This window comes from Streptomyces sp. NPDC058145, assembly GCF_042884245.1.
In the GTDB taxonomy this organism is placed as follows: Bacteria; Actinomycetota; Actinomycetes; order Streptomycetales; family Streptomycetaceae; genus Streptomyces.
Genome location: NZ_JBHVUH010000030.1, coordinates 19,607 through 42,509, shown reverse-complemented (window position 1 = coordinate 42,509; position 22,903 = coordinate 19,607). Strand labels below are relative to the sequence as shown.

Here is a 22,903-nt window from a genome sequence, read left to right as displayed (position 1 = left end):
CGCCTCACCGGTGAGAACACCATCTCCTGGCGCGACCCGACATCACCGGAACAAGCCCGCATCACGGGATAAAACACCGGGATAAAACGACCTCTAAAGCGGTGGCGGGCAAGCCGGAGAGGTTCTCAAGTGCCTGGCGGGTGGCGGATTTGGGCCATCGGACCCGGCCCGCCTTCCAGTCCCGGACGGAGGAGCCGTCCAGTCCGCCGGGCCGCCCGGTCAAGCGTCCCAGGGCGTTGTTCACCGCTTCGGCCAGGCTGTTGGAGCTGTAGCCGTGTTCATCCATCCACGCCTCGAGCGCCTCGTTACGCGTGGCCGTCATAGGCGCACCGTAACGAGATGCCGACCATCCGTCACGTAAAGCGAGTGTCAAATCACCCTAGGGGGGTCTGCGAAGTCCGTGCTCGATCGCCCTAACCAGGCAGCAACGGAATGGAGTTACCTGGCTACTGGCCAGCCGTTCCCGTGCGGTCGACCGCCGACCCCGCTCGATCCCTCACCTGTGGGAGCGAGCGGGGCGTCGAGGCGACCGCCTGCGTGCCCGATCGAGCACCAACACCAGGGAGTCACCTGTGAAGCCGCCAGAGCAGAAGCGCACCGTCCCGGTGAGCCAGCCGAGATTCCTCGCGCCGATGCCGACCGGAGAGGCCCGGATCCGCCGGGCGCAGGCAGAGCAGTGGATGCTCCAGGCCACCGACACACCTAACACGGCGGCCATGGAGTGGACCACGCACCAGGTGGCCCTGCTGACCGCAGGCCGGGCATGGGACACCGTCCGCTTGCCATACGCCCTCCTGCATCCCGCATTCGAGCGGGGCACCCGCCCGGAGGAGCTGCGCCGCCGCGTGGCCGAGCTTCAGGTGGAAGGGGCCATGTTCTGCGACCCCTACCGGCCGTTCCTGTACGTCCTGGTGCCACCGGGCAGAGACCGCCACTGGCCGGACGACCTGACCCCGGCCGGCGTGGAATGCATGGGCGGCACCGCCCCCTACATCCGGCACGTGGGTGTGCCGCGCCTGGACCGGTTAGCCCCGCCCGGCCTGTTCTGGCTGGCGCCCCCGGACGGCGGCGGCCGCCGCCTGGCCGACCCGCAGCACCTGTACGAGGTGCTGCGGGCATGCGCGCCCGAGTTGAGCCGGCCCACGCCACGCACCCCCTGACTGGCGCCGGCTGGGCACGTCTCCCCTGTCGTGCCCGGCTGGCGTCTCCCCCCTTCACCCCACGTGTCCCGCTCTCGGTGCCGGCGAGCCCAGGCAGTCCAGTTCCGAGTCCGAAGCGATCACAATTCTGAGCCAGTCGGGCGCGGGCAGAACCACCGTCGGCAGCAGGGCACCCGGCGTGCTGGAGCGCCAGCTGAACAACCAGGTGCGGGCCGCGAGCACACGTCGCAGTCGCGTCTATTCGGCACTGCCGAGTGAGACAGCGGGGTGCGAAACCACAACAGTGTTCCCGGCTCAGCTATGTCCGGGAACAGGCCATCGTCGCAGGCGCCGGCAACCCTGAGGCCGCCCGGCTGCGTCCGTGACTGCACAGTGAGAGGGGAGCGGAGCCATGTCGGATGGCTTAACGGACAAGGACAAGCCCCAAGTGGTGCCGTTCATGGCATATCTGTGGGCGACGGTGATGATAGGCGGCGGCGCGTTCGCCCTGGTCTATGACAGCACGGGCTGGCATCGCTGGATCTACGTGCTGAGCCTTTTCGGGGGTCTGACCGGGGTTGGCGAGTGCACGAAGAGGGCCCGCCAGGCCCGTGCCGCGCGATTGCCCCAGCCATGGCTGCCGCCGGCGCTTCTGGTCGCGTACGCGGCGGCCGTGGTGGTGGTCCTGGTCGTGCTGGCGGTGCGCTAGCGGTGCGTGTGGGAGGCGGCGTGCCTAGGACTGCCTCGCACAGTGGGTCCTCGCCGGGCTGTGGCGTGAGGCCGAAATCGGCGTGGTGGCGGTCTTGCCCCGGCTTCTGTGAGCCAGGGGGGCGGGGTCTTCGGGTGTCAGGCTTGCGGGAGCCGGTCGAGGAAGCCGAGGACGGCGGTGATCCGGCCGTTCTCGGTCAGGGTGACCACGTCCGAGCCGGCGACCGGCGCCGAGCCGTCGGCGGTGGACACCAGTTCCCAGCTGAAGCGGGCGATGTGGTGGTTGCCGTCCACGTCGCCGGTCAGCTTGAGTTCGAAGCCGGGGAACTGTTCGTGTGCCGCCTGGATGACCGCGGCGATCTGCTCGTGGCCGCGGACGTCGGCCAGCGGGTCGGTGTAGGTGCCGTCCTCGGACCACGCGGCGGCGACCGCCTTGGCGAGCGTGTCGGTGTCCGAGGCGTTCCACGCCTCGAAGTAGCGGGCGACGGCGGCAGCGTAGTTCGACATGGTGGGACTCCCGTTCCGATGAAGTGACTCGTCTTTCAGGCCATGGAGCCGGGTTCGGGCCGGAGTGCGCCGGCCCGAGCCCGATGGCTCCCATTGGCTCCCATCAATGTGCCGTGCCGGCAGGCTGCCGCTCGCGGTACGAGGACAGTCGTCCCGCCTGGTGGCCTGCGGACCGCGTGCAGCGTCCCGTGTCGCGGAGCCTTGCCATGCCCGGGCGATCTGGGAGCAGGAAGTGGCCGACGTCCACGCCTGCTACCGGCCGGGCCCTCCCCCGCCCGGTGCCCGCAGGTCACGGCACAGATCGGCCGTCAGCCCAGTGACGCTAGAGCGCCAAGGGCGGCTGGTGAGCGGGACCGCCCATCCACCCGGTCACCGCGCGGCAGAAGGAGTGGCCAGGGCAGCACCTCGGCCCGGCAGCAGACCACCGATACACTATTGCGATCAGCGCAATCTTCTGCGATCGTCGTAACCATGCATTCGATTGAGGAACTGGCCGCTCTGCGCAACCCGATGCCCGAACCGGGCGCCGTCGCCCCCGAGGACTGCTACGCCGACGCCTGCGACCAGGTACTGGAGCAGCGCAAGAACGACGCCCTGGGCTTGGAGGCCGCGGGCGAGGAACTGGGGACGGATCCGCTGCTGCTGGCACTCGAGGACCTGAAGGCGAAGAAGGAGGCTGTCGACGCACAGATCCGGCAACTGCTGGCCTGGGGCCGGGAGTTCCACGGCAACCGCCCCTACGGACTCGAAGAACTCGCAGGCCGCGCCGGCTACAGCATCTCGGGTGTGCGCACCGCCTACGGCCACACCGAGATCAGGCAGGTCGCCGAACAGATCGGCCGCCAGCCCAACCGGCCGCGACGCGAGAGCGCGAAGGGCGGCCGGTGAGCGGGACCGTCCATCCACCCACCTGCCGCCGCACCGCAACGGCTGCATGCCGTCTACTGACCTTCAAAGCGTGGTGTCGTGAGGGGGCGGCGGGGCGTGATCTCGGTGGTCTGTTCCAACCCAGGCGGTAGGAACTCGATCGCTCTGGCTGTGGTCGGTGCGCTAGAAAGGGCCGGTGACCTTGACTGTTGAGCGAACAGACGCACGCACATGGCCTGATGAGCACATGCAGGAGCTCTTCAGTGAGGGCTTCCCGGAGTTCATCTCAGCCGATCGGCTGGCCAAGCAGTACATCGGCAGGATCAGGGAGTGGTTCGCCGACCTTGATCTCATGCTGGTGGACGACCGCGGTGTGCCTGTCGCGGCCGGCTGGGGTATCCCGATCCGGTGGGACGGGCGAACGGAGACACTCCCCACTGGCTACACCCAAGCCACGATTCGCGCTGTGGAGGGCCGAGAACAAGGCATCGAACCCGACACCCTGGTGATCTGCGGGGCAATCGTCACCCCGTCGCGCAAGGGACGCGGCCTGGCCGGGGAGACCCTCAAGGCACTGCGCCAGCTCGCCGAGGATGCAGGATGGCCGCGCGTTATAGCGCCGGTGCGCCCGACGTTGAAAGCCCGCTACCCGCTGACGTCCATCGATGCCTTCATGAGGTGGACCCGCGAGGACGGTATGGCCCTGGATCCATGGATCCGGACGCATCAGCGTCTGGGCGCCCGCGTTCTCGCAGCGGCTCCCGAGTCGCAGACTATGACCGGCACGATCGCTGAGTGGGAGCGTTGGACCGGCATGGTGTTTCCCGAAACGGGTGGCTACGTCATCCCTGAAGGGCTGAGCTTGCTACAGCTCGACCGTTCTGCTGATCTGGGCACCTACGTAGAGCCCAATATCTGGATGCAGCACGTCTGAGTCCCGAAAGCGCTCGCTTACCACGGCGTTGAGGGCGTGATGTCGTCCTGGTGGCCGGCGTTGCAGGCCGGTGCCGGTGAAGCAGCCGTCGAGGACGTCGTGGCGATACTGGAGCCGGCGCAAGCCGCGCCGGACGGCGGTGATCAAATCATCGGGATCGGCGAACGCACGGTTGGCTGTGGTGGTGCGTCGCAGGACGGACCAGATGCCCTCGACCGGGTTGAGGTCGGGCGAGTAGGGAGGCAGTTGGAAGACGGTGAGCCAGTCGCGGTCGGCGATGTAGCGGCGCATGCCGGCCGTCAGGTGGGTGTTGAGGTTGTCCCAGACCAGCACGATCGAACCACCGAGCTGCTGGTGGGCGCTCTGGATCAGGTCGCGGTAATCCTTCCAGGAGAAGCTCTTGCGCCCATCGGGCCGGGCGTCCGGGCAGGGCCTGTAGATCAGCCGAGGTCGCTCGCCAGTCTTGTAGCAAGCCAGGGCCGCCACCGATAAGCGGCGGCGCGAGCGGCCCCGTACGCGGACCACGGGGGTGTGGCCGCGGCGGGACCAGGTGCGAGTGGTCGACGGCGTCATCGAGAGGCTCAGTCAAGATTTCCGTGACGGGGTTACGGAGCGTGACTTGAGTCAGGAGAGGAGGACTCGTTTGCGGAGTAGCGCGAAACCGGCTCTCCCATACATCTGTCGCTTCAGCATCTTGATCCGGTTGACGTGGCCTTCGACAGGGCCGGAACTCCAGGGCAGCGTAAGTCCCGCGGTGACAGCCTGGTGATCACGCTGGAGACCGTCGGCGAAGGCGTGCAGGGCGGGCAGGTCATCGGCGTGGACGGCGTCTGTCCATGCTGGCAGGCTGTTTCCACCGAGGTCGCAGACCATCCGCGCGAAGGCATGCACGTGGCTGCGGGCGGCAGTCAACTCCGGGCACCGGCCGAGTACTTCACCCAGTTGGCGCTCTTCGTCGTTGCGCAGGTGCTGGGGGTTCCACATGATCCAGTTGGTGACCTGCTGCGGTTTGATCACCGGGGCCGGCGACCGGATGGAGCCGAGGCCGGTGCGAAGCGGCCGGAGATAGCGTCGCACCGCTTGCGGGGTTCGTCCCGGGTAGCCCTGGGTCTGGATCTCCCGGAAGAGGCGGGCAGCATCGGTGCATCCTTCGTTCCATCGCCGGATCAGGTACGGCTTGTAGTCGTCCAGGCGGGTGGTGCGAAGGGCGCCTTCGATGAGGCCGTCGAGGTTCTTGCAGTGGGCATAGCGTTCCGCGGTGTGCCGGGCAAGGCCCAGCTCCCGCGCGATGGCGCTGATCGTCCATCCGCGGGCCAGCAGTCGGTGAACTGCCTTGTGTCGCTCCCGTGTTCGGGTGACCAGCCATTTTTCCGTGCCGGTGTCCGGATTGAGGGTCGAGGGCGGAGCAGCGGCCATGCGCCGGGCCGACGGGGTGCTCACCTCAGGTTCTTGCAGACAGGGCCGGTGAGCGATCACGGTGCGTTCGACAGCGGTGGTCAGGTTGTCCCATAAATGCCATCGGTCGGCGACCTGCAGCGCTCCCGGAGCGCCTGCGCGGGCCGCCTCGGCATAGGCGCCGGCCCGGTCCCGGCAGATCACCTCGATCCCCGGGTGTCCGGCCAGCCAGACAGCCACAGGTTCCTTCTCTCTGCCGGGCAGCAGGTCGAGGACGGCATGGGACTCGACGTCGACCAGTACCGTCCCGTATCTGCGCCCACGTCGGGTGGCGAAGTCATCCACCCCGAGCACCCGTGGTGAGGGAGGGCACGGGTCGGGCAGCGCCATCAGCACATTCAGCAGCGTCATCCGGCTGACGACGATGTGCAGCATGGCGGCGAGCCGCGCACCGGCACGGCCGGCCAGCGCCAGGGCAATGGCCTGGATCAGGGTAGCCAGCACGACAGTGCGGCGTCCGTACCGGATGGTGAGTCCTTCGACCTGCTCAACGAAGGTGCGACGCGCACAACTGGCGACATCGCAGAACAACCGCCGCACCGACAGGTCGATGGCCACGGGACGCCCGCCCACGGCGGCATCCGCCAGACACCGTCGATACCAACTGTGGACCCGGACCGAGGAAACGCCGCAGTCGGGACACGCAAGAGAACCGTCGCGGGTGCGGGCTTGGACCCGCACCACGCCGTCTTCCACGCGCACTTGCTCCACCAGCACCTTCTCCAGGTGCGGAAACACGATGTCCAGCAAGTCGTCACACACTGCGGACCATGCCACCGAAGTGACGGTCGGTCACCCCATCACGGAAATCTTGACTGAGCCCATCGAGAAGCCGGCCTCGTCCTCGAAGACGAGCCAGGCATCGAGCGCCGCCACGGTCCTTCCACCTGGGGCCAGGTCTCCTTCGCCCAGCCGTCCACCAGGGTCTCGTCCCGCTCGATCGCCCGCCGGGCCGGCACCTGGCAGCTCCAGCCGTGCCGCTTGAGCAAGGCGGCCACCCCTTGCGCGGTGTAGCTCTTGTGGAAGCGGCGCCCGATCAGCGTCTTGATCCGTGACAGGGTCCAGGTCTGGTCCGGCCAGCCGTGTGCCACCGATCCCTTGGCCAGCTCACGCTCCAGCACGGCGAACAGTTCGTCGCTGAGCATCGGCAGCGATGCCGGACCCTTCGAGGCCAGGGCTCTCGTACCACCCTGCGACCAGGCCTGGCGCCAACGCTGTACCGACCGAACGCTGACCCGCAGGTCGTGACCGATGACCGTGTTCTCGTCGCCCTGGCTGAACCGCTCGGCCGCCTCCCAACGCAATTTCTCGCGGAAGGACCGCCGTTCGTCGGTCAGCCCACCCCCTTGCGGATACCTCATGCAGTCGGCGTACCGCAGGGATCACGAAACGTCAGCCCCTACGACACCACGCTTTGAAGGTCAGTAACGGTACGGTCGGCCGCGCTACCGCCTCCCGGGCCGGTGTCGCGGACCGTGGCCGTGCGCGGGGCAAGGGCCGCAACCAGCGCGGCGTGCCGACCCGGGGCCGGCCGGTGGGTCAGGCGGCGTTCGGGGTGCGCAGGCCTGGGTGGTGGAAGTCGGCGGACACGACGGTCACCCTTGGAGTGGGGCCGCCCCACTGGTCGCGCCATGCGTCGGCATCCATCCAGGTGGTCTTCAGCTCGATACCGGTCTCGCGGGTGAAGCGCAGGCAGCTGGTGGTGCGTTGGGAGGGGTGCTCTTCGTGGACCGAGGTGCGGGGGACGATGAAGATTCCGCGCCGGGCGACGCGGGCCGCGGTAGCGATGGCGTGGTACTCGAACTGCCGGGGGCGGTAGGCGGCGCTGTCGCGGCTGCGGCTGATGGCGCCGAACGGCGGGTTGGAGATCGCGCAGTCAAAGAGGCCGAGGTCCATGTCGGCGGCGTCGAGCAGGTCGTGGCACAACCACGTCGCCTCGGGCAGTACGCGGCGGCCCACGCGCACGTATTCCGGGTTCTTCTCGACGCAGACCATCTCGCCGAGCGGCAGGTCCTCCCTGTCACGCCAGTCGGCGTGGACGGCTTCGAAGGCGAGGCGGCCGATGCCCGCGCCCAGGTCGATGATCCGTTCGCCCGGCCGGTCGCCGCCGATGTCGTAGGTGGCGAGCTCGCGTGCCATCTCGCGGGGGGTGAAAAACGCGCCGTCGAGAGCCTGCGTGGTGGACGCCGACGGCTGGTAATGATCGAGAACGAACTCCTTCTCCTTGCGGGTCAGGTCCCGGTCGGCAGCGACCAGGTCCATCGCTTTGTGGTGGTTGCGGGCCTGCTCACGAGTGAGGGGCACAGTCGTCTCCAAGCGCTGGGGTATGCGAAGGGGCGGCCCGAGAACGTGGGGTGGTGGTCACCGCTCAGCCCGGGTCGTCGCGGACACTGGCGCGGTGGCTGGCAAGCGGCGCAACCCTGCACCGCCTACGCCAGGCCGGGTGCGGGGCAGCTTCAGACTCTTGTGAGGGCGGAGATCGGGGGCCTGGAAGGCGCGGGGAGGGTGAGGGAGCGGCCTTCGGCACGATGCGACGTACTGGCCCGGCCCGGGGTAGAGAGCGGCCCCCGGCACCGCGACGGGCGGCGCCGGGGGCCATGAGGTCAGGCGGGGTGACGGTGTTCAGCCTGCGCTGTGGCCGCGGCATTCCGGCTCGCTGCCCGCGTGGGCGTCCAACCAGCATGCGGTGGCCGTGCCGGGTGCGCCGGCAGCGCGAAGCAGACCGACCAGCGCGTCGATCTCGGTGCACGGCAAGGCAGCCGCCACCTCGCACGCGGTGTCCTGGAGACTGAACACGGCGGCGAACCGGGCGGCGGCCTCCTCGAGCGGTGCGCAGGCGCCGGTTTGGACCATCGGCTGCTCGGCGGGGCCGTGATGGCACACGCCGGTCTCGTCGTGGTCGATCGCGGCGCCCCTGCAGTACTGTGCCCCATCCTCCGCCGCGTGTTGCTCGCGCTCGGCGCCCTCGGCTTCGGCTCTCAGTGCGCGAGCTACTTCGGGGAGGCGGCCGGTGAGCACGACGACCGGCACCGTGCCGGCCGGCTCGTCATCTTGGCGCGAGTCACGTACGAAGGTGAACCGGGTCCAGTCGTCCGCGGTCTCGACGCTGAGCGTGTTGCCGACCACGTCGACGAACTCGTACCGGTCCCGCCGGTCGAGGTGGTCGGCCAGGGCGCGCGCCTTGACCGCGGGCAGGAGCACGGTGACGGTGTCGCCGCCCCGGGCGAGGTTCTCCGCCTCGCAGGACACGTAGGGCCCGCGAGGACGGGTGGTGGCGCGAAGCTCCACGCGATGGCTCTGTGGGTCGGTGTAGCTGTACGAGGACACAGGTGCTCCTGTTAACGGTGGGATGGTCCAGGGGTGCGGCCGGGCCGGAGCCGACCAGGCTGTGACGGCACAGTGGTCTGTGGGGGGTGTCATGGTTGGTGAACCCGCGTGGTTCTTCCTGAGGCGGGATCCCGTCAGTCGGTGTGCTGGGCGGGGCTGCTCCGCGGAGGGGCGGGGCTGCGGAGTGGACCGTGCGCGGGGTGTGGCTTAGCTGCGCAACCTGCGCTGTGCTGACCGGGATGCAGCGGATCGGGCGCGGCAACGCGCTCGGCCCCGTCCCTCAACGGGGGCGGGACCGAGTGGCAGTAAGCGTGACTGAGGCAGGGACGGGCAGGGCCGGTTCAGGTGGCGGCTGGGGCCGCCGCGCTGTCGGAGACGGCCGCGGGCTTGGTGGTGGTCTGCTGTTGGCCGCGGTGAAGGCCCGCCACAACGGCACGCCGAGGAACTCGCGGTCCGCCAGGACCAGTTCGCCGGGCCCGCAGGAGCGGGGCAGGCGGCTGACCAGGGTGACTTCGCCGGTGCGGCAACCGGCCAGTTCGGCATCCAGGACGAGGTGGGTGCCCGCCTCGACCAAACAGGCCATCCGCACCTGGGGAAAGCTGGACTTGTCCTGACCGCGGCTGTTTCCGGGACGGCCGAAGGCGGCCTCGTTCGCCGGGCTGTCGGCGACGTCCCAGCAGGTGCCGTCCACTGCCAGCAGCCGCAGCCCGCGCCAGAAGCACCCCGGTGTGGCCTCGGTGCCCATCGGTTTTACGGTCGTGGCAAACAGCACCCGCAGCGGCTCCGAGCCCAGGCGCTGGCGGGCCCGGAACAGGGACGATTTCGCCGGGATGTGCCACTCGCCCAGCAGCCCCTGGCCCCGCAAGCCCTCGACCAGGTGCCGCATCACCTCCAGATACGGCGCCGGCGAGAACAGGGCAAGGGCGAGCACGAAGTACACAACCAGCCGGGCCGGCAGCAGACGTCTGCGCTGCTCACCACGACCACAGGCAGCCACCACACGATCCACCAACCCGGGCCGATACACCCAGGTCAGCAGCCCTAACCCCGATAACTCGCCGATATCCGCAGACACCCGCACCACCCCCGGGAAGCACTACGCAGCAGCGTACGCCCGCGGACTAAAACAACGGCATTGGCCTTAAGCGGGGTCATGCCGTCGACCTGCTCAATTGCTTGACAAGGGCAGATAATCCCTCAGGAGCCGCGAGGAGTGCATCAGCGAGTTGCTGCCGGGTTCCGAAGGGGCTGGGGCGGTGCTCGCTGATCAGATCGCGGAGCCAGCCCGGCCAGCTCCCCGGGTCTTTGAGATCGGCCTGGCTGACGTACGCGACCTCACCGTCGCAGGCGGTGAGCCGGACGCCCGAGAATGGTGTCGGTGAACGCGAGAGTAACTTGGGCGATGGGCCGCTGCTCGCCGAGCATGTCGATGAAGGGCTGGTTGCTCGGGAGATCCACAGTGATCCGTCGTCGTTCATTCGAGACAACTGAGTTGATCATGAAGTAGGTGCTCCTTGTCCGCTGCGGAGCGGCCTGTCCTCGGCCGCTCGCCGAACGTCGTGGACGGAGCAGTTAGGTGGGCAACTACGTGGGCGAGAGGTCGGCGGTCAGCACTGTGCCGAATGAGGACGAGTCCCGTAACTCGGGGCTACTTGCCGCTGGGGCGTGACGTGGTCACGGTCACGACGGCCCGCGCCCTACTGAAAGGTCACGCTGCACGAGCCGTCCTTCCGCAGCGCCGGAGCCGGCCGACATTCAGGGCGCGGCTCTGGGCGTGGCGCCTCCGGGGTTCTGGCCAGGGGTGGGCGGCTGCTGGCGTTGAGGGCGTTGCGGGGTGGGCTGCTTATGTGATGTCGCAAGAGTGCTGGCCGAACGCAGAACCCTGCTCATGTTGGCGGACAACTGACCGAACGCATTGACGACTTTGGCGACGCGCTGGGGATCCAGCGCGGTGAAGGGGGACGGGCCCTGGGCCGGGTCGAGCGTGGCCAGCGTCTCGCTGAGCTCGAGCAGGGTGCGGGTCCCGGGCGCCGCGGCTTCCACAGTTCTGGTCCGATCTGGCGCGGCCGCGCCGTCTGCTGCGACCCACTCCTGTACCGCTCGTGCCCGGGCGGCCGCAGTGGCGGCGGTGGCGAGCCGGCCTTGCCGGGCGAGCTCTACCAGGCGTGCCTGGTCGCCTTCGGGATCGGGGTGACTGCGGCTGGGGATCACCGCGGCGACGGAGACCAGGAGTGGCTGAGCGCGGATGACGCTGGCGTAGATCTGCGCGGCGTGCTGCGCGGTGGCTTCCATCCAGTCGTGGTCGCCGGTGCCGGTGACTCGAGCGGTGAGCAGTTCCAGCACGTCCTGGGCACGTTCGGCAGCCGCGGGGAGGCCGGGGCCGCAGGCTACGAGCCGGTTCCAGTCGTCGATAAGGACCTCGTCCGGAGCGTTGTCGTACGGGTAGAGCAGGTCGGCCCGGCTGTAGGCGGTGCTGGTGCTCCGGGCCTGGTTACGGATCTCCTCGGCCGCGCGCATGGAGATCCCGGTGTGCTCACTCACTTCGGCGAGTACGGCCTGGTCGGGCAGGACATCGGTGTGGAAGGTGATCAGAATTCCCCAGGCCCGGCCGGCTTGTTGTGCGCTGTCCAGGGAGGGTGGTTGGTGGTGGCTCGGCATCTGCCGGATGAGCCACTCGGCCTGCGCACGGGCGAGAGCCTGGGACTGCTCGGAGACACGGCCGTCCAGGAGTTCGTTGATCTGAACGTCGAAGCGTGCCGATTCGAGAAGCCGTCCTGGAGCGACCGCGCCGTCGGGGTGCTCGATGCTCTGGCGGGTGCGGGAACGGTCTTCCGTGAACCACGCGATGGCGTTGTGGACGTTGTCCCCCGAGGGGCCGGCGGCGTCTCCGCTTGCCCCTGGGTTTTGGGGCTCCTCAGCAGCCACGGGACGCTCCGTTGGTTGCGGCAGTCGGGATCACGCGACGTTCGCCTGCTGCGCGTTGGAGGGGGTGGGCTCCGGCACAGACCGCTCGTGGTACCGCAGCGCCTCGCGGGTGGCCTGCTGGAACTGCGCGCGGCTCTGGTCGATGAGGGCGCGCGGGTCGAGGGTCTCTCGCGCCGCCGCCTCGACCGCGGTGCTGGCGTCGCGCGCAGTACGACGGACCGTCATGGTGACGAGATGACTGGCGCCCTGGTCGGCGGGGGCCACCTGCAAGGTACGAGCGGCGAAAGCGATGTTGCTGAGCTCTTGGGCGTCCAGCGCGGGCGCCCCGTCATAGCGGGCCAGCTGATGGGCCTGGTTGGTCAGCAGCCAGGGGTCTTGGGCGGCATGGGGAGGTAGGGACTGGATGGCTTTGAAGATGTAGGCGTGCTCGGGCTGCGTGAAGTCTTGCGCAGCCAGAGCCCTGGTCGGGCCACTGTGCAGCTGGCTTGGGTCCTGCATGAGCGAGATGAGGACGCGGCGCTCGACTGGGCGAGAGGTGTAGCTCGGCTGTCCTTCGGTTGGCTCGGGCGCAACCGTTGGCGCCTGCTGTTGTCCGTAGCCGGCGAGAGTACGGGGCGAAGCGTCGAGGCGCTCGGCGAGCTGGTCCAGGGCGTATTCGTTGGTGCTGAGTTCGATGGCGACCTGGTCCAGGGACACGTCGGCCAGTCCGTAGTCGCGGACGCGGCCGGCCAGGTACTCGACGGCGGCGGGGATGCTCGGCTCGAGGACGAAGGAGACCGCGTACTGGGCCGCGTTGTCGGGGTTCGGACTGTAGTCCGGTGCACTCGCTCGCACCAGGTAGGCGGCGATGACCTGGTTGGCGTTGGCAGCACGGCGGGCCCTGGCTGCCTCGTCGCCGATGGAGCGGTGGTAGTCGTTGTAGTCCAGCCGCAGAGTGATGTGCTGGATCACGGCTGCGGCACGCTGTTCCGGCGTGAGGACGGGGTCTGTCGCTGCCGGGAGCGCGATCGCAGGGTCGGGCCCGGTGACCAGCGCGTCCCAGATCTCGGCGGTCGAGGGGTCCGCAAAGTCCTGGGGCTGGAGCCAGTAGGGCGATGCGTCGGGAGAAGACGGGGTGTACCGGAACTGCCGCGAGCGGGCCGGGTCGTTGAGGACGGCTCCGATGACCGCCAGCTCCTTCAGGAGGGCGTCGTGGTCCACGCCCCGTGGGCGGCTCAGCTCGAACGGAACGTTCTTGGTAGTGGAGGGGTGCTGGGCTGCGCGGGCGGTGACGTAGGCGTCGTGCCGGGCGTGCTCTGGGGTGGCCGGCCAGGTGGACCGCGCCATCTCGCGGATGGCGCCGTGGAGGCCTGCCCAGAAATCCGACTGGGTGTAGTACGCCTGGTTGACGGCCCACTGAGCGTTGGCATCGCCCGCCGCGGCGCGCTGTTGGTAGAGGGTCATCATCCTGGCGGTGACAGCGTCTGCTGTGGCCTGAGCTCGGTCGGCACCGGGGTAGGCCTGCAGCCGCTGCTCGATTTCGTCGAGCCCGCCGGACAGCAGTGCCTCGTAGGCGTCGCCGAGCCAGGCTGTCTGGAAGTGGTCGGGTTTGAGCCAGTAGTCGGGCTCGCTGCGGTTCCAGTCGACGAGCTGGCGCACCGTCGAGCGGTCGCGCAGCAGGCTGCTGACGACGTTGAGTTCGTGCTGCGGCGCCCCGTACTGGTCGTTGTTCACTCGGCCCCCGCTTCGGGCCGGACCAGCGGCGCCTCGGTCGGCTCGGCGACCGCCTCCCGCGGCGCCCCTTCGGGAGCGGTGGCCGCGGTCGCCGCCCGGTAGCGCTCGGCATGGACGTCGAATTGGGCGGACGCGGCATCGTCGAGCGCCACCCACCCCAACTCGTGCAGTCGCCACCACCGGTCCAGGTAGCGCACCGGGCTGCCCTCGAACCGGCCAAGGGCATCGGCCTTACCATCTGCGATGAGCTGCTCCATGGCGGCGGGAGGCATCGGTGCATTCAAGACCCGCTGCTGTGCCGAATCCTTGAGGAGCTCCATTCGTTCGGCCCAGGTGACTGTGGTGGTGCTGCCGGGCGCGGCCATGGTCGGCTCCCGTTCCGATGAGGACGGTGGACTCCAGGCAGGCTGCGTCGTGATTCACCGGCCAACAAGCCGAATCCGGGGTGCGGTCCAAGGGGTGAGTTCAATGGGCGAGGAATGTTTGTCCTACGTCCCACCCGGCGGGACTGAGCTCGCGCGAGGGGCCTTCGGCAGGAGGTCGGTGAGACCCGATCACGGTGAGGGTGAGAGCTGGCTGCTTGACCGTCGGCGCGGAATGTGTGCTTAACTGGTTCTTGAGACCAGCCATCTTCAAAGCTCATCCGACGAGTTGAGCATGTTTAATCTTGCACCTTCACGGGTGCAGGTATGGCTGGTCTCTCCTCTTGTAGGATCCCTTTCCCACCGGCGATGTCCACCACGTGGCCAATAGGACACGGGGCTGGAAATCATGCCGCGTGAGCGAGCAGTTCCCCCTTCGTGTACAGGACCGTCCCTGGTCGTCATCCCCGTGCGTGACTAGGGCAGGCGCCTATGACAGACCGATGGCAGCGGGGGAAGAGGCAGCATGGTCACTGGTCGCAATACCCGTTGCCGGCACTCAGCTCGGCAGGCTGCCACCATGCTGAGATGGCCCACGACATCGTGTTCTTCCTCGCTCCGGACGACGAGAGTGCCGCTGCGACGCGCCGACAGGGACCTGGTCCGGCGTTTGAGTCTGTGACCTGCCGTTTCATAGAGCCGGACAGTGCCATAGCGGAGTGGGACATGTACTTCGAGGAGCCCTCTGCCGAGGTCCCGCCGATCGAGCAGCTCCTTGCATGGCCGTGGCCGGAGTGGGTCACTGCCCCCTTGAACGATGGTGTTGAGGTGTTCGCTCTGCCGCCGCGGTTGATCCGGGCATTGGCCGACGCCACCTCCGTTGAGCTGCAGGAGCTGGCAGATCGCTGGACCGCGAGGCTCAGGTCCGCCGACGGGGACGAAATGACCGACGATGATCTGCTGGCGGTCCTGCAGGCAGTGTCCCGGCTTGCGGCGTCTGCGGTGGCCACGGGCGGCGGCCTCTACAGCTGGAGCTTCTGACCGTCCGGTGAACCTCTCCTTGGGCGGCGGCGTCGCCGTTTCTGGCTGGGCGAGCCAGGAAAATGACACGGCGCTGGGAATCCAGCACATGACATGGCGTGGGAAGTCCAAGAACCGTCGAGGTCAGAGGTGCGGCAGATGACACGGATCGCGGGAACCTACACCTCTTTTCGGCGCTGGCCCACACCGGCCGGGGCGACGAAGCTGCCACAGGTGCCGCTTGCGTCCGTTGCCGGCTGAGTTGTGGTCCGGCCTGTCGGGGCCTGCCATCGAGTGTGGAGCGGTTACGGACTGCACCATCCTCATCGAGCCGGTCACGTTTCTCCTGATGGCGCTCGGGCGCCGGGGCCAGTGGGGTCCCCTCGCTCAGGGCCGCATCCTGGTCGGGGGGCGCAAGCCCTGGCTCGCTCCGCGTTTCCCGGCTCTGTTCAAGGCGCCCTGAGCGCGACGGGCCGCGGCGGCCCGACGGGGGCCGGCTGCCTGTGGTCGTACGGGCTCGGTGGTCACCTGGGTTCGGGGGCGGTGACGGCCGGGGCGGCGCCGAGGAGGCCGAGGAGCGTCTCGCGGTGGAGGTCCGCGATCGGGCCGAGGAAGTCCGGGTGGCGCAGCAGGGGGGCCGCGCGGTGGTCGCGCGGGCTGGGGATGGTCAGCCGGCGCGCGTCGCCCACGCTGTCGGGGCCGTGGTGGGTGGCGGCCAGGCAGGCGGCGGCCAGGGCGGCGAGGTCGGCGTCGGCCAGCAGGCAGGCCGCCCAACTGACGACGGTCTCGTCGACCTGGGTGCGCCAGGCGTGGGTGGCGTCCGTCAGCGGGGGTGAGTCGGCGCCGGTGACGAAGTCCAGCCGGCCAGAGCCGCCGGGGCCGAGCAGGTCCAGCAGTTCGGCGTCCAGCGCGGTGGGGTAGCGCAGGGCGGCGGCGATGGTGGCCGCATGGCCTGCCTGGGCTTCGGCCAGGGCCTGGTTCAGCGGGCCGGTGGCCGGGGGGAAGGCCGCCAGCAGCCAGCGTGCGGAGGCGGCGATGACGGGCGAGAGCGCGGTGGGCATGGTGGACCGTCCTGTGCGTATGCCCGCCTGTCCTGGGTGTTCCGGTGTGGGTGATCCGGTCGCGGGCACTGCGCGCCCGGGCGGGGAGGTGCGGACAACGGTACGGCGGCCTCCCCCGGGGGCGACAGGAGCTGCGTCACAGCCGGGGTCGGTGGGGCGTGGCCGGGCGCGGTCTAGCCGAGCATGTCCGCCCCTGGATGATCTAGAGTTCCGGCGGCGGCAGTCGATCCGCCGATCAGATACTGGACTCAGGGGTGGGGATTGATCACTGCAAAGTCTGCTGCTGTGCAGCGGAGAATTCCGGCGACCGTGCGGCGGGTAGCAGCGCATTGATGTTGTCAGGTTGTCAAGACCCGGTGCGCATTCGCTGTGACTAGTTGCTCGGCTGTCCGAGTCGCTCGGCGATCTGTGCGCGCATGGTTGCGGTGCGCTCCGGGGCAGCCACCTCCAGGAGCATGTTGACCAGGTCGGAGGCCAGAGGCCCTGCCTCGTGCGGGGGCAGTTGCATCCATGCCTGGGCGGCGTTCTGCGCTGCCACCTGGGTGCGCCGTTTGCCCGGTCCGAGCCGGTCGAACCAGGCGAGGGCGAGCCAGGTCCAGGAGGCGGTGGCGAAGGCGTATTCTCCGCTCAGGTATGCCAGGTCGGCGCGGAATTGTGCCGCCTCGAGGGTCGCGGCCGCAGTATCGCCCTGCTCCGCTGTGAGCTGCTGCAGGATCTCGTCAGCGGCTGGCATGGCCGTGTCGAAGTCGTGGGCGCGGCCGGCGGCCTGGGCGGCGGCGAGCCGGTCGGAGAGGCTGCCCAGCTGCTGCGGAGGCGCGGCCGGCACTGGTTGTGGAGCATCGGCTGCCGGGGTTGCCGGGGCCTGTGTGGTTGCGTCGGGCATGACCTGCATGTCGAACCGGGAGCTGGTGCGTTCGTCGTGGACCTGCACGAGGACCGGGAGGCCGCTGCCTGCTGCTTCGATGTGGAGGATCTGGATGACGACTTGTGAGGGGTCGACTCCGTCGGGGACGGCCTGCGGTTCGCTGTCGATGTGGAGTTGGCCGTCGCGGCTGATGTGGACTTGGTAGCGGGTGCTGGTGTTGTTCATGGTGTGCGGCCCGCGGCGTGGTGTTGCGGGCCCTCCTCCTTAAGGGGTCAGAGCGAGAGGCCGTGGCTGCGGAGGTAGGCGCTGGGGTCGATGTCGGATCCGTAGGCGGGTCCGGTGCGGGCTTCGAAGTGCAGGTGTGGGCCTGTGACGTTGCCGGTGGCGCCGGAGAGACCGATCTGTTGGCGGGCCTTGAGGGTTTGGCCTGTGCTGACGGTGATCTTCGAGAGGTGTGCGTATTGCGTGTATTTGCCGTCGCTCATCTTGATGACGAGGTTGTTGCCGTACGCGCCGCCCCATCCGGCTTCGACGACGGTGCCGGTGCCGACGGCTTGGACGCGGGTGCCGGTGGTGACGGGGAAGTCGATGCCGGTGTGGTGGCCGGAGGACCACATGCCGCCACCGGAGCGGTAGGGGGTGGTGACGCGGGAGTTTTCCACGGGCAGCGCCCAGGCGCCGTTGTTCTTGGCATCGGTGGAGTGGGCGGCGTTCTCGACGGCGTCGCACCCGGAGGTGGTCGTGAGTACGGCCTTCTTGCCCCAGCTCTTGGCGACGAGCTCACCTGCGGCTTTCTCCCACTTGGCGTACGCGTCGGGGAAGCCGCTGCGTTGGACGTTCTGGGCGGTCTGGGTGAGCGGTTTCGTCTGCCATTTGTCCACGTTGGCCAGGCGCTCGAAGAATGAGTTCGATGCGTGGATGGGGTCGGTGACTTGTGCGAGGGTGCCCCAGCCTTGTGAGGGGCGTTGTTGGAAGAGGCCTTGGGAGTCGTGGTCTCCGTGGTGGATGTTCTTGAGCATCGACTCTTGGATCGCCGTGGCCACGCCGATCACTGCGGCGCGGGGTGGCAGGCCACGACTGCGCGCGACGTTGGTGATCACGCTGGCGTTGCGCTTCTGCTCCTGCGTCCAGTTGACGCTCTGCTGCTTTCCCTGAGGGTTCAGGGGCACCGTGACCTGTCCCCCGGGCTCCGCAGCCAGTATCTCCTGCTCCTTGCTGGTCGCTTGCATCGCCGAGTTCGCGGGTGTGCAGGAGTCCTCCCAGTTCGGTCCGTCGTCCGACTTGCCGGCGCCCAGCATCAGCGGCAGGCAGAGCGCTCCAGCGCACATCGCCGCTATCCCACCCCCGGCGATGCCGATGGCTTTGCTCATCTCTCGGTCCCCAGTCGTCGATGCGCATCCCGCCACGAGGGACGGAAACCGCAATTCCCGTGCCATGGGGTGAGCCAGACCAGCTAGGCGTCCCAGGGCTGCGAATGCGCCATTACGTAGCCGTGCGATGCACGGTTAGCGTCTGCGCCGAGTGAAAGCAGCAGGGAATCGACAACTTGCGCTGGATTCTAGGGCATTGAATAGCGGGTGCGTCAACGCATCTGCAGAAGAGGCGTTTAAGTTGCCTCTCCATATTCGGCTGGAGGCGTTTGGTGCGATGCGCGAATGCCTTGCTGTCGACGACCGGTTGTCCGGGTCCTTCACGCGGACTGGGGCAGGCTTTCGCGGCCTGGGAGGGATTTGTGCAGGTAACACAACAGGTGATGCAGCTCGCCGCGGACGGCGGTATTGACGGCATCACGAACGGAATCAAGCCCGACTGGAATATCTTTGGCGCCATCGGGACCAAGGTGAAGATCATCGTCGGCGTGGTTATGGCCGGCGCCGTTCTCTTCCTGCTCGGAAGCGCCATTGTCGGAGCGGTTCATATCCGAGTCGGGAATCAGCAGCACAACACGATGGAGACGAAGAAGGGGCAGACGATGGTCGCCAGCTCCCTCCTCGGCCTGTTCGCGGTCGCCTCCATGTCCACTCTCTTCGGCATCGTCTACGGGTTCGCAATCTGATGGCCGGCAACCAGAAGCAGACCGGAACCCGGACCCTGACGGCCAAGGCTCCGGAGCCCCCCGGCTCCGCAGTAGCGTCCGCGTGGCGCCGGTTGAAGATCGGCGCGATCATCTTCGGACTTGTGCTGGCCCTCGGAATGGCACTGACCCTGTTCGGCGGGAAGGCGGGCAAGCAGGGCAAGGAAAGTGCCGAGACGCCCTCCAACTCCACCCCCACCTCCCAGGCCGGCGGCAGCGGTCCCGGCCTCAAGGCGAGGGCCGTCAAGAGCGGTGTCCCTGTGGGCTATTCGCGGACCAAGGACGGCGCCGCGGCGGCCGCGGTCAACTATCAGGTCGCCCGGTCCTCGCCGGGGTACTTCACCGACCGTGTGCTGCGTCACCAGGTGCTGAAGACGGTGATGGCGAGTTCTGCGCTGGCCGGTCAGCAGGCGCAGGACGACCAGACGGTCAAGGGTCTGATGGCGGCGCTCGGCGTGAGTGAGCAGAGCGCGCCCGAGATGGTCATGCGGGCCGCCTCCCTCGGCACGAGCGTGCGTTCGTTCTCTCAGGACTCGGCCACGGTGCGGGTGTGGATGAGCGAGGTCGTCGGGGTGCCCACCGACCAGTCGAAGATGCCGGTTTCTGGCACCTACTCGACCTACACGCTGATCTTGCAGTGGCAGGACGGTGACTGGAAGGTCGCGACGATCGACCAGGCGGACGGCCCGACTCCGCTGGTCGCGGCCGACCAGTCGGCGTCGTCCACCGACGAGATGCGCCTGGCGAACAAGGAATTCCAGGCACCGCGCTATGCAGGCTGAGGTCGTGCGGCGCGTCGCACAGTCGATGGTCGCCGCCCTGTTCGCTGCCTGTCTTGCGGTGGCCGGCCCCGCAGCCCTCAAGGCACAGGCTGACGACGGTCTCGGCTCGCTCAGTCCGTGCAATTTGCCGGGCGGGAAGTTTGTCTGTGATACGGCGGATAAGGGGAGCAAGTGGCTGTACGACAAGTCGGGGGCTGACACCGTCGTCGACACTGCGAGCGGAGCCATCGATTTCGCCACTGACCCGCTCGGCTACCTGGAGCAGAAGCTACGGTCCGGGACGAAGGGCATGTTCTCCGCGTTCGGTGAAGAACTCACCGGCAAGAAGCCGTCGTCCCCCAAGAACGGCAAGGGGAACTAGTCATGATGGAAATCGACTGGGGAAACCCCGGCTTCTTGCGCCTGTACGGTCTCGTCTTCGCTCTTGCCGCCGTGTTCACGATGGTGCAGTGGCTGATATCGGTGGTGAAGCGGGTGGTGCGGGGTGTGTCGATCGCCCAGGCCGCCATGGAGAATGTCGGCTACCTGCTGATGTCCGTGGCCGTGGCGGCTTTCATGCCGCTGGCCGTGGCGTACGCAGTCGGTTTCATGGACAGCGGGGCAGAGGCCATCCTCGGGGACTACATCGACGAGGTGTTCGTCGGCGGGCTGGCCGTCTTCACCGCGCTGAGCGCCATCTCCGTTCTCGCGCCTGGGGTCGGCATGGTCATCGCCATCCCGATCGCCCTGATGATCCTCTTCGCGGTGTTCGGCCTGTGGGTGATGCTGGTCGTGCGCAATGCGCTCATCCTGCTCGGGCTGATCTTCGGACCGCTGGTCTTCTCCGGTCTGGTCGACAAGGACTTGTGGGGCCATACCCGCAAGTGGGTCGGGGTCATGGCCGGCGTCATCGCCAGCAAACTGGGCATCTTCCTCGCCCTCGCACTGGCCGGTGCCCTCCTGGGCGGCGTCGGCGACAGCGGCCACCGCATGACGTGGACGCAGGCCATCGGTACCTGCATCACGTTCACGGCCCTGCTGTTCATCGCCCTGTTCATGCCGTTCCAGGTGGCGAAGTGGCTGCCGCCCTTCGGGGATGAGATCCAGGCCATGGCCCAGGTCAAGGACGAGGCGGGCCAGCGCGCGCGGGCCGTGAGGCAGAAGCACGACGACATGAAGGCACAGGCCGCCTCCAAGAACCCGGCTGGAGGCGGAAGCGGAAGCGGTGGAAGCGGCGCCGGTGGCGGCGCCATGGGCATGGCGAGCAAGGCCGCTCCGCCTGCCGCCGCCGCAATGGCTGTCAAGGAAGTCGGCGACCAGCTGCGAGATCAGACCATCCAGGCCGCTAAGGACGGCGTCAACAACGCCTCCGGAGAAGACGGCGAAGGCGGAGGCCAACAGGGCGGCAGCCCCAGCAAGGGCAAGAGCCCCGGTGGGCCGGGCGGCAGCCTGCATGGTGGGGGCCGCGGCGGCTCCGGCGGCGGTGAGGGCAGCGGAACCCGCCGACCGGCACCCGTTCCGCCCCCGCGCCCCAGCGCTCCCGGATCCCGATCGAGGGGCGCTCCCCCGCCCCCGCCCAGGCAGGGCGGCCAGCCGCCCCCGGCCCCCGCCCCTTCTCCCCCGCCGCCTGCGCCGCCCGCGAGCTAGCGGCAGCTGTTTCTTCCCGCCTTCACGCTTTGAGAAAGGAGCGCCGATGGACCGCGTCTTCAGCTTCCCCCGCCCGCGGCCGCGCGGTCTGCTGGGGCGTCGCTTCGAAATGGACGAGCAGCTGGTGCTGCTCGCCGGGATCGTCCTGGCCGTCGGCTTGCTGGCCGGCCTGCCCGGGATCCCCCTGAAGGTCCTGGGGGCTCTTGGGGCCGCCGGAACGTGCATCTACGTCACGGTGGTCCCCTACAGGGGCCGCACGTTCCTGCGCTGGTACGAGATCCGCCGCTCCCACCGCCGGCTGCTGCGTGACGGCAAGCTCCTGTACACGTCGACGGCCCCGCTCGCCGGGCGGCGCCGGGACGGCACACCGGTGCCGGTGGCCCAGCCGGTGGGTGTACCGGAGTCCCTGGAATGGATCAGAGCGAAGACCGCGTACGGGGACATCGCCGTCCTGCTACAGCCCTCCGAGTCCATGTTCGTGGCCTGCATCGAGGTCGAGGGTGCCAAGAACTTCGGCGGATTGGACAGCGCGGACAAGGAAGCGCTGATCTCCGCGTACGAGTACCTTCTCAAGGAGACCGCGGAGTCCGGCGGTCGCATCCAGTACGTGCAGTGGCTGGCCCGGCTACTGCCCACCGACCCCAACGCGCACGCCCACGATGCCGCGGCGCGTCGGGACCCGGCCGCACCCGCCTGGCTGAGCGACTCCTACGACCAGTTGGTCGACATGGTCTCGGTCTATTCCGAGGACCGGCGGCTCTTCCTAGTGCTGGGCATCCCCTATGCCCAGGAGCTGTCAGCTGAGGCCCTCACCTACAAGACCCTGCACGACGGATACGGCGAGGTGCTCGGCAAGGAGATCGAGCAGTTCATTCGCGGTCTGGGCGGCGCCCAGCTGCGCTGGGTGCGCAACCTCGACGAGCCCGCGCTCGCCTCGCTGATCCACCACGCCTACGCACCCGACCACTGGATCAACGACACCCGGGGCATGGACCGCGCGACGTGCTGGCCCGCCGAGATGGACGCCCGGGAACCCACCCGCATGGCGGCCCGCAGCTGGGAGGGCGCCGATCCCTGGTACACCGCTACCGCCTGGATCAAGCAGTTCCCCGTATTGCCGGTGGGCGTCAACTTCATGGCACCGCTGCTGCTCTACGTCTCCGACGTCATCCTGACGGTCGGGGTGACGATGCGGCTGCTGCCCACCGACAAGGCCCTCGAGGACGCCATGGCGGACGTCACCAACGAGGCCGGTCAGGCCGACACCCACCCAGGAAAGATCACCGACCCGCGCGAGGAGCGCGAGCTGGGAGCCTCCGCCTCCACCATGCACGACCTCGCCAACGGCGCGGCCGGTGTGAGGTTGACCGGATGGGTCACTGTCACCGCGCCGGATCCCGAGCTGCTCGTGCAGCACCGCAACACGGTGCGGGCAGCCGCGGTCAAGAGCCAGCTGGCGTTGGAGTGGTGCGACTCCGAGCAGTACCGCGCCTTCACCAACACCTTGCCCATGGTCACCGGACTGCTGAAGGACTGAG

24 protein-coding genes and 2 pseudogenes are annotated in these 22,903 nt (G+C 68.5%); 11 read left to right on the top strand and 15 right to left on the bottom strand.

All coding sequences use genetic code 11. The annotated features are described in order from the left end of the window. Positions 1-61 precede the first annotated feature (61 nt). Complete coding sequence (locus ACFVVO_RS37385; protein WP_390061183.1) at positions 62-322, bottom strand: hypothetical protein; 261 nt, start codon at positions 320-322, stop codon at positions 62-64. A gap of 250 nt (positions 323-572) precedes the next feature. On the opposite strand from ACFVVO_RS37385, the gene ACFVVO_RS37380 reads away from it, so the two are divergent. After that, on the top strand, positions 573-1,160 hold the full coding sequence (locus ACFVVO_RS37380) for a hypothetical protein (RefSeq protein ID WP_390061182.1): 588 nt from the start codon (positions 573-575) through the stop codon (positions 1,158-1,160). 391 nt (positions 1,161-1,551) lie between these two features. Then, complete coding sequence (locus ACFVVO_RS37375) at positions 1,552-1,848, top strand: hypothetical protein (protein WP_390061181.1); 297 nt, start codon at positions 1,552-1,554, stop codon at positions 1,846-1,848. 137 nt (positions 1,849-1,985) lie between these two features. On the opposite strand, the gene ACFVVO_RS37370 is transcribed toward ACFVVO_RS37375, so the two are convergent. Then, entirely contained in the window at positions 1,986-2,354 is a 369-nt protein-coding gene (locus ACFVVO_RS37370) for a nuclear transport factor 2 family protein (protein WP_390061179.1), read from the bottom strand. Between the two features lie 471 nt (positions 2,355-2,825). On the opposite strand from ACFVVO_RS37370, the gene ACFVVO_RS37365 reads away from it, so the two are divergent. Beyond that, positions 2,826-3,242, top strand: a complete 417-nt coding sequence (locus ACFVVO_RS37365) for a hypothetical protein (protein ID WP_390061178.1) — start codon at positions 2,826-2,828, stop codon at positions 3,240-3,242. Between the two features lie 226 nt (positions 3,243-3,468). Next, a complete protein-coding gene (locus ACFVVO_RS37360) occupies positions 3,469-4,155 on the top strand; it encodes a hypothetical protein (RefSeq protein WP_390061176.1) in 687 nt (228 codons plus the stop codon). 48 nt (positions 4,156-4,203) lie between these two features. Here ACFVVO_RS37360 and ACFVVO_RS37355 read toward each other — a convergent pair. The 10 genes and pseudogenes from ACFVVO_RS37355 to ACFVVO_RS37310 all read right to left on the bottom strand — a co-directional run. Then, positions 4,204-4,728, bottom strand: a pseudogene (locus tag ACFVVO_RS37355) (transposase); the annotation flags it as partial. 51 nt (positions 4,729-4,779) lie between these two features. After that, positions 4,780-6,360, bottom strand: a complete 1,581-nt coding sequence (locus ACFVVO_RS37350; RefSeq protein WP_390061174.1) for an ISL3 family transposase — start codon at positions 6,358-6,360, stop codon at positions 4,780-4,782. Positions 6,361-6,410: 50 nt separating this feature from the next. Then, a complete protein-coding gene (locus ACFVVO_RS37345; protein WP_390061173.1) occupies positions 6,411-6,971 on the bottom strand; it encodes a winged helix-turn-helix domain-containing protein in 561 nt (186 codons plus the stop codon). A gap of 178 nt (positions 6,972-7,149) precedes the next feature. Next, a complete protein-coding gene (locus ACFVVO_RS37340) occupies positions 7,150-7,914 on the bottom strand; it encodes a methyltransferase (RefSeq protein ID WP_390061171.1) in 765 nt (254 codons plus the stop codon). Positions 7,915-8,232: 318 nt separating this feature from the next. Continuing rightward, on the bottom strand, positions 8,233-8,937 hold the full coding sequence (locus ACFVVO_RS37335; protein WP_390061169.1) for a hypothetical protein: 705 nt from the start codon (positions 8,935-8,937) through the stop codon (positions 8,233-8,235). 280 nt (positions 8,938-9,217) lie between these two features. Next, positions 9,218-10,012, bottom strand: a complete 795-nt coding sequence (locus ACFVVO_RS37330) for an IS4 family transposase (RefSeq protein ID WP_390061186.1) — start codon at positions 10,010-10,012, stop codon at positions 9,218-9,220. 260 nt (positions 10,013-10,272) lie between these two features. Next, positions 10,273-10,437 (bottom strand): hypothetical protein, encoded by a 165-nt coding sequence (locus ACFVVO_RS37325; protein WP_390061168.1) that lies wholly within the window; start codon positions 10,435-10,437, stop codon positions 10,273-10,275. Between the two features lie 255 nt (positions 10,438-10,692). Next, on the bottom strand, positions 10,693-11,862 hold the full coding sequence (locus ACFVVO_RS37320; protein ID WP_390061167.1) for a hypothetical protein: 1,170 nt from the start codon (positions 11,860-11,862) through the stop codon (positions 10,693-10,695). Positions 11,863-11,892: 30 nt separating this feature from the next. Continuing rightward, positions 11,893-13,575 carry a DnaB-like helicase N-terminal domain-containing protein gene (locus tag ACFVVO_RS37315; protein ID WP_390061166.1) on the bottom strand — a complete coding sequence of 561 codons (1,683 nt, stop codon included), beginning with the start codon at positions 13,573-13,575 and terminating at the stop codon, positions 11,893-11,895. Continuing rightward, on the bottom strand, positions 13,572-13,940 hold the full coding sequence (locus ACFVVO_RS37310) for a hypothetical protein (protein WP_390061165.1): 369 nt from the start codon (positions 13,938-13,940) through the stop codon (positions 13,572-13,574). The genes ACFVVO_RS37315 and ACFVVO_RS37310 overlap by 4 nt, the downstream gene beginning before the upstream one ends. Before the next feature lie 585 nt (positions 13,941-14,525). Here ACFVVO_RS37310 and ACFVVO_RS37305 point away from each other — a divergent pair. Beyond that, positions 14,526-14,978, top strand: coding sequence for a hypothetical protein (locus ACFVVO_RS37305; protein WP_390061164.1), 453 nt, complete (start codon positions 14,526-14,528; stop codon positions 14,976-14,978). 289 nt (positions 14,979-15,267) lie between these two features. Further along, a pseudogene (locus tag ACFVVO_RS37300) lies at positions 15,268-15,420 on the top strand (sterol-binding protein); the annotation flags it as partial. 61 nt (positions 15,421-15,481) lie between these two features. On the opposite strand, the gene ACFVVO_RS37295 reads toward ACFVVO_RS37300, so the two are convergent. The 3 genes from ACFVVO_RS37295 to ACFVVO_RS37285 form a co-directional block, all read right to left on the bottom strand. Further along, the gene (locus ACFVVO_RS37295; protein ID WP_390061163.1) at positions 15,482-16,018 is read right to left on the bottom strand and encodes a hypothetical protein; all 537 of its coding nucleotides are present in this window, start codon (positions 16,016-16,018) and stop codon (positions 15,482-15,484) included. A gap of 373 nt (positions 16,019-16,391) precedes the next feature. Continuing rightward, complete coding sequence (locus ACFVVO_RS37290; protein ID WP_390061162.1) at positions 16,392-17,108, bottom strand: hypothetical protein; 717 nt, start codon at positions 17,106-17,108, stop codon at positions 16,392-16,394. Between the two features lie 47 nt (positions 17,109-17,155). Further along, the gene (locus tag ACFVVO_RS37285) at positions 17,156-18,253 is read right to left on the bottom strand and encodes a M23 family metallopeptidase (RefSeq protein ID WP_390061160.1); all 1,098 of its coding nucleotides are present in this window, start codon (positions 18,251-18,253) and stop codon (positions 17,156-17,158) included. A gap of 383 nt (positions 18,254-18,636) precedes the next feature. On the opposite strand from ACFVVO_RS37285, the gene ACFVVO_RS37280 reads away from it, so the two are divergent. The 5 genes from ACFVVO_RS37280 (at position 18,637) to ACFVVO_RS37260 (ending at position 22,902) form a co-directional block, all read left to right on the top strand. Then, on the top strand, positions 18,637-18,939 hold the full coding sequence (locus ACFVVO_RS37280; RefSeq protein ID WP_390061184.1) for a hypothetical protein: 303 nt from the start codon (positions 18,637-18,639) through the stop codon (positions 18,937-18,939). Between the two features lie 92 nt (positions 18,940-19,031). After that, positions 19,032-19,739 carry a hypothetical protein gene (locus ACFVVO_RS37275; RefSeq protein WP_390061158.1) on the top strand — a complete coding sequence of 236 codons (708 nt, stop codon included), beginning with the start codon at positions 19,032-19,034 and terminating at the stop codon, positions 19,737-19,739. Then, positions 19,729-20,100: a hypothetical protein gene (locus ACFVVO_RS37270; RefSeq protein ID WP_390061156.1), complete on the top strand. Its 372-nt coding sequence runs from the start codon at positions 19,729-19,731 to the stop codon at positions 20,098-20,100. The genes ACFVVO_RS37275 and ACFVVO_RS37270 overlap by 11 nt, the downstream gene beginning before the upstream one ends. A gap of 2 nt (positions 20,101-20,102) precedes the next feature. Continuing rightward, complete coding sequence (locus tag ACFVVO_RS37265; protein ID WP_390061155.1) at positions 20,103-21,365, top strand: hypothetical protein; 1,263 nt, start codon at positions 20,103-20,105, stop codon at positions 21,363-21,365. Positions 21,366-21,411: 46 nt separating this feature from the next. Beyond that, on the top strand, positions 21,412-22,902 hold the full coding sequence (locus ACFVVO_RS37260; RefSeq protein ID WP_390061154.1) for an SCO6880 family protein: 1,491 nt from the start codon (positions 21,412-21,414) through the stop codon (positions 22,900-22,902). Position 22,903 lies beyond the last annotated feature (1 nt).